5 protein-coding genes are annotated in these 6,640 nt (G+C 34.6%); all 5 read right to left on the bottom strand.

Annotated elements, in window-relative coordinates:
* Positions 1–3,192: TIR domain-containing protein (locus H6F62_RS20120; protein ID WP_190372821.1), on the bottom strand; the 3,192-nt coding region annotated here is incomplete at its 3' end.
* Between the two features lie 120 nt (positions 3,193–3,312).
* Entirely contained in the window at positions 3,313–3,777 is a 465-nt protein-coding gene (locus tag H6F62_RS20115; protein ID WP_190372820.1) for a PPC domain-containing protein, read from the bottom strand.
* Positions 3,778–3,841: 64 nt separating this feature from the next.
* Positions 3,842–4,519 carry a ComF family protein gene (locus H6F62_RS20110; protein ID WP_190372819.1) on the bottom strand — a complete coding sequence of 226 codons (678 nt, stop codon included), beginning with the start codon at positions 4,517–4,519 and terminating at the stop codon, positions 3,842–3,844.
* Entirely contained in the window at positions 4,516–4,992 is a 477-nt protein-coding gene (locus tag H6F62_RS20105) for a GNAT family N-acetyltransferase (RefSeq protein WP_190372818.1), read from the bottom strand. Before H6F62_RS20105 ends, H6F62_RS20110 begins: the two co-directional genes overlap by 4 nt.
* Positions 4,993–5,141: 149 nt before the next feature.
* Entirely contained in the window at positions 5,142–6,422 is a 1,281-nt protein-coding gene (locus tag H6F62_RS20100) for an AAA family ATPase (RefSeq protein WP_190372817.1), read from the bottom strand.
* Positions 6,423–6,640: the final 218 nt, after the last annotated feature.

Here is a 6,640-nt window from a genome sequence, read left to right as displayed (position 1 = left end):
GCCGTCTGGGCTAAAACTGACGCTGATGACAGAATTACTATGCCCAGAGAGGGTGCGAATTTCCTTACCTGTGTCTAGATTCCACAGTTTGATTGTCTGGTCATCACTACCAGAAGCCAAAGTCCTGCCGTCTGGGCTAAAACTGACGCTGATGACAGAATTACTATGCCCAGAGAGGGTGCGAATTTCCTTACCTGTGTCTAGATTCCACAGTTTGATTGTCTGGTCACCACTACCAGCAGCCAAAGTCCTGCCGTCCGGGCTAAAACTGACGCTGCAGACCCAATTACTATGCCCAGAGAGGGTGCGAATTTCCTTACCTGTGTCTAGATTCCACAGTTTAATTGTCTGGTCATCACTACCAGAAGCTAAAGTCTTGCCGTCCGGGCTAAAACTGACGCTGTAGACAGTATCAGTATGCCCAGTGAGGGTGCGAATTTCCTTACCTGTGTCTAGATTCCACAGTTTGATTGTCTTGTCCTGACTACCAGAAGCCAAAGTCCTGCCGTCCGGGCTAACACTGACGCTCCAGACAGTACCACTATGCCCTACCAAGCGATTCTTTTCGCTTGTATCACTAAGAGGTGCTTGTAAGGCATTCATCACCACTAAGTTGAATAATTTCTGGGTTCTCAGGATTATTCCTGCTTTAATTGCTTGGATAGAAGCATCGAATTTCTGACTAGTATTAGATAAAGATAAAGAATATCTACCAAGAGATTCGGCTTGATTAAGTTGTGCTTGCTTTAATTGTTTTTTGGCTTCCCGTTCACTTTTTTTAGCTTTATCGCTGGCTATGACAGCATTTTGTTTTTCTTTATTGGCGATAGTTGCCTGTTTTTTGGCTTCCTGCTCACTTTTTTGAGCTTTATCGCTGGCTATGACAGCATTTTGTTTTTCTTTATTGGCGATAGTTGTCTGTTTTTTGGCTTCCTGCTCACTTTTTTGAGCTTTATCGCTGGCTATGACAGCATTTTGTTTTTCTGTAGTGGCGATAGTTGCCTGTTTTTTGGCTTCCTGCTCACTTTTTTGAGCTTTATCGCTGGCTATGACAGCATTTTGTTTTTCTGTAGTGGCGATAGTTGCCTGTTTTTTAGCTTCCCGTTCACTTTTTTTAGCTTTTTGCTCACTTGTTTGAGCTTGATTTTTAGCGTTTTCAGCTTCCCGTTTTTGTAAGAAAGCAAAGCCAGTTGTGCCAATTGCTGCCACCAATAAAACAACAGCACCCGTAAGCAGCGACCTCAAAACCAATAACTGACGCTGATTTTGTTTCTTTTGTGCTTCTATCGCTTCTCGACTTTTATCAATCAACTCCTTCTGTAAAGCTGTCGTAGCCGGCTTTTTATTCTCTGTTTCTGCTGTCTTTAACCATGCTTCAGCAACTGCAAATTCAATTTCTGGTAATAACAAACCTGCATTTTTATTTTTTTCTTGCCATTCTAACGCCCGTTGTGACCATTTCGTGTGACTTCTGACATGATCTCTATCTGTATCCAGCGTCCTCACTAACTCATTAAAATTGGCAAAAAATTCCCCTCCATGCTGATTAAAATCGAGCCATTGCACATTTGCTAAAGCCGCAGGGAGTTTTTGTTTATCATCATTTGATAAAGGGCGATGTAGTACAGTAATAAAACGTTTACCCAAATTTTTGGCATATTCCACCTCACCAGCACAGTAGGGAGAGTTTACTGATTTAGGTGAAATAATAAATAAAAAGTTATCGGAATTGGCAATTCCTCGATTTATTTCCTGCTGAAAATCAGTCCCTGTGGCAATACTTTCTTGGTCAAACCAAGTCGTTTTTCCTAATTCTTGTAAAGCGTCATTGATTTTCCGCGCTAAATCTGAATCGGTACGAGAATAGGAGATAAAAACTTCTAAAGAAGATGCTTCTGATTGATTGAGACTGGTAGTAATAAACTCCTCTTGTAAAGGTAAGGGAGGATAATCTTCTCGCTGTTTTGCTACCTTTAACCAAGCTGCAAAATGTTGGAGGTTATAACCCCGCAATAATAAACTAGGGTTTTGATTTTGTTTTTGCCATTTCCGGGCTTTGACTAACAGGATTTTATGTTTTTCATAATAGGAAGATTCTTTTTTTAATTCTTGTAATAATTTATCTGTACTGAAACGATATTCTGCTTCGTTTTCTGATTGAGTAAAATCAATAAACTGTAATTTCTTTAACTCTAGGGGAATTAATTTAAAATCAGGTTCTGCAACCAATAAAGGAATAATCCGTTTATTATTTGCTAAAGCTTGATTTAATTCCTGTTGACAATATTCCGATTGTAAGGAATCCAATGATATTAAATAGACAAAGTTATCTGCTCCTTCAATTCCTTGATTAATTGCCTTTTCAAATCCAGTTCCAGTTTTAATATCAGTCTTGTTTGTCCAAACAGTAATACTTTCACGCATTAATGTTTTTCTAATTTTCTCCTTAATTACCTCGTCTTTATCTGCGGCTGCTAGAAAAACTTGACTTAGTAAATTATGAGAATTTTTTATACTTTCACAAATAAATTCACAATGTAAATCTGTAGGTAGACAAGGCTGTTGTTCTTTAGTAAATCTCTGTTTTAACCACTTTTCCGCTTTTCCTCTTTCTTCCCCGACTAAAAAATAATTGGTTTGTTGCTGATTTCTCGACCATTCTAAAGCTTGCACTAAAAAATTGGTATGTTGTTCTACATAATCTTGATGTGTATTAATTGCAGTCAATAAACCGTTAAAATAGTTAGAAAAATCATCAAGATTATCTGCAAACCGAATCCAATTAATTTTACTAATTATTGAGTGCATATTCGGATAAATAGAATGCAGCCCTTTTTGTTGGTCTTCTTGCCAATGTTCTTCAGTTTTATTCGGGTTTCTTTGTTGCCATATTTCCTGGCTAATTTGCTCAACGTGAAGTAAAGGAATAATTCGTTTATTTAGTTTAATAGCCAGTTCAATCTCCTTGAGACAATAGGGAGAATTAACTGAGTGAGGAGCAATAATAAATAAGAAATTATGGGCTTTTTCTATGCCATCATCAATTTGTTTTTGATAATCCACTGCTGGGGGAATATCGTCTTGATCAAACCAGACATTCAAACCCGCTGCTGTCAATTTTTCATTAAGATTTATAGCAAAGGCTTTACTATCAGGACGGCCATAGGAAATAAAAGCATCATAAAAATTCATTTTTTGCCCCTTTTCATTCAGATAATCTATATATAGTCATCCTGAGTAGGTTGTAATGAAGTTATTATAAATGCTTTTTAAACTACTGTCAACGAATCAAACCCCACATCTAACCCAGGTCTACTTCACAGGTTGCAGTTTTGTCACTTTGAGTTTAAACTTCCCTACCCCAGTTTCCCCAAAAGAACGAACCCGGACAATATAAGTCCCCGTTTCTGTAATGCGGGTAAATAGCACAGAATTACTCGTACCCTCAGGACCATCATCATTTTCTAAAACCGTTACACCATTGGGAGCTAATAGTGTAATAATGGTGTCGAAATTTTCCGATGATAAATCAACTGCTAAATTATCACCTTTGTTTAATTTGACCGCATAATCACGAGCAAATCCTCCCTGTCCTGTGGGAATATCTTTGTTTGACAAAGTATCAGAAATTTCTGTAAAATCAGTTAAAGGAATGGGACTATATAATTTATTTTGTGTATTTTGTGCGGAAACTGTTTTACTCCCAATCCCTATTATTAGTAATGTGATAGGAATAATTAAAATTTGTCTAAAACCAACTACAAAATTCTTTTTCATAAATTAATTTTCATACATTAAAATACTTTCCCCAGCAAGACAGGGTAACTAATCTAATATAGCTTTATTTTTCTTTGTTTTTTTCTTTGTTTGTCGTGGCCACAGCAGCTACACCTAAAACTTTAATTTGATGTATTTCCAGTGTTTTCACGGCAGCTTTGACAGTAGCACCAGTAGTATAAATATCATCCACTAATAATATTGGTATATTGGGAGGACGACGCAAATCTTTACCAATGATAAAAGCATTTGCTAAGTTTTGTTGTCTTTGAACTGCGGATAAACTAAATTGTGCTTCAGTTTCCTTAATGCGTTCTAAACCATTGACTTTCAATTTGTATCCTGTCACATTGCAAAAACCTTCAGCTATTAATGCAGCTTGATTAAAACCTCTTTGTTTTTGTTTTTTGGGGTGCATAGGAATAGGAACAACTAAAAGCTGTTTTTGGGGTTGTGGTGAATTTAATAACCATGATTCTCCTAACCATTTTCCCAAAAGATAACCAATTTGAGGCTGATTTTTATATTTTAATGCAGCGATCGCTCTTTTGACACCACCACCATAATTTCCCCAAACAAATATTGGTAATGGTTGTTTCCATAAATAAGCGGGATTTTGTTGATGACAACTTTGAACTTGTCTGGTACAATATGGACAAAGTTCCCTGGCTGTAGAACGTTGACACAGGGGACAATCAGACTTGAGAAAAAGATTTAGTAAATTTTGGAATATGTTCATCATAGATACTTTACATAAACTAGATCACATCTGGTAGTTTCTACTCCTGTTGTTGGTAAATAACCATTACTTTCATAAAGTTTAACAGCTGCCGTTAAAATACTAGCAGTTTCAATCCAAATTTGCTCAAAACCACCCGCAGATATTACCGTTTCCAATTGTTGTAATAAAAACTTTCCTAATCCTAAACCGCGTACTTTTGGTAAAAGGTACATTTTTCTGATTTCTACCGCTTTTTCGCCGCGATTTATGGGATAATAGGCAGCAGTCCCGACAATTTGATATTCCTGTTCAATTACCCAAAATTCCCCACCTGTTTTTAAATAATATTCTTGAATATTTAATACATCTTTATCTGCTGCTTCCGGTTGCCAAGGTAAACCATATTCTGATAATACAGAACTAATGACTTGGGAGGCTAAGGTGCGATCGCTCTCTTGCCAATTACGAATGATAAAATCTTGGTATTGATACATAAATTTAGTTTATAAAGTTGTATTTTAATTTAGGAAACTTTTATAGTATTCTGAATAATTAGGATCTTTATCTTTGTTAGGATCATCACAAAGTCCAAATTTAGGCTGATTTGTCTGACTCTGACAATTAGTATCAAAAAAATTTATACTCATATTTGTTCCTCAATTTCCAGTAAATTATCAAAAAGGTTATTAGTCTCTGCTAAGAAAGAATTGAGATAATTTTCATCAGTAGGTAATCCTTCATAAGTAGAAAGTTTGATAATTTCCCCTGTCTCTGTTAATTCATATACAACTGAATCTTCATCAGATACACAAGATACTTGAGGAACAATATTTTCTAGTTGTTCTTTTAGTAAATTGCTGTTTGGTAAATCTAGAATTTTCTGTAAAACCTGATATCCCTTGATTGCTAATGTCAGATAATTAATAATATAAGGACTGTGGGTAGTAAGAATTAGTGTATTACCTTCTGTAAGGTTAGCAAATTCTAATAATTTATATAAAACGTCTTTTTGCGATTTGGGAAACAGATTTTGTTCTATTTCTTCAACAATATTTAAAAAACATTCATTTTTATATTTAGAAGATAATACTTCCAAAGCAGCTTTTTTAACTTCCTCAGAAAGATTATCATTGGATAGGATTCTTTCAATTTCTATTTTTAATCTTTGTTGTTCTTCTCCACTAAGTTCATTTTGGGAAGAATCTTTATTTTGACCAATAGATAACGCAATATTTCTAGAAACTAAAAACAAAGGAATAAAAGACTGAAACCCGCTTGAAGATTCGGAAATATTTAATTTATAATCCTGTCCTAGAATATTTAAACTACTATTAATTTTATCAAATTCCAACTTTACATCACCCACTGGTAAAGTCAAACTTTCTGATAATTCCTGTTGTGAACGCTCTAATTCCTCAAAAAAAGTAGATAATGATTGAGGTAATCCTTTTACTTTTTCAGCTTCCTTCACAACACTAAAAAAGTTTCTTTCTGCTGGTACATACATAATTTTAGGTACAATATATTCTTTATATCCTTTGTGAATATTATTACCAATACACATAATGTTGAACAATGATGATGTCATAGGATCAATGTTTAATTTTCCATCTTCAAAAGAAAAATAAAAAGCATTTCCTACATATTTAATTTCAGTTTCTGGCAAGAAATAATTCTTCAAGTTATGATAATTACAATATGTTTTAACAAACCTATTATAGTTTGTTACATATTTTATTTCTAAATTTCTACGATACAACTGTTTTTCTAACCAACTTAATGTTGATATTAACTTAGCAATGCTACTTTTTCCTGTTCCTTGATTACCGATAAAAACAGTAATTTTGCGAATATCTATAAATCCATTATTTTCTGCAAAACCCGACTTAATTGGTCCGAAATTTTTAACTTTTATTTGACTCATATATTATCTTTTATTATCTTTATTTGCTGTATTTACTGCGTTTTATTTTCCTAGCACAAATATTATAATTCAAACTCTGATTAACAATAATTTATTTTTCATAATAAAAACGCCCTCCTTGCGGAGAGCGTTTTTTATTTAACTAGACTCTAGTTATTAACCGTTGATTGCAGGAGCAGTTAAAGCAACAGGAGCAACATCAGCAGCAGCCAAATCTA

Source organism: Anabaena sp. FACHB-1391 (assembly GCF_014696755.1).
Classification (GTDB): Bacteria; Cyanobacteriota; Cyanobacteriia; order Cyanobacteriales; family Nostocaceae; genus Dolichospermum; species Dolichospermum planctonicum.
The sequence above is the reverse complement of the archived record's forward strand: the minus strand, read 5'-3'. Positions and strand labels throughout refer to the sequence as shown.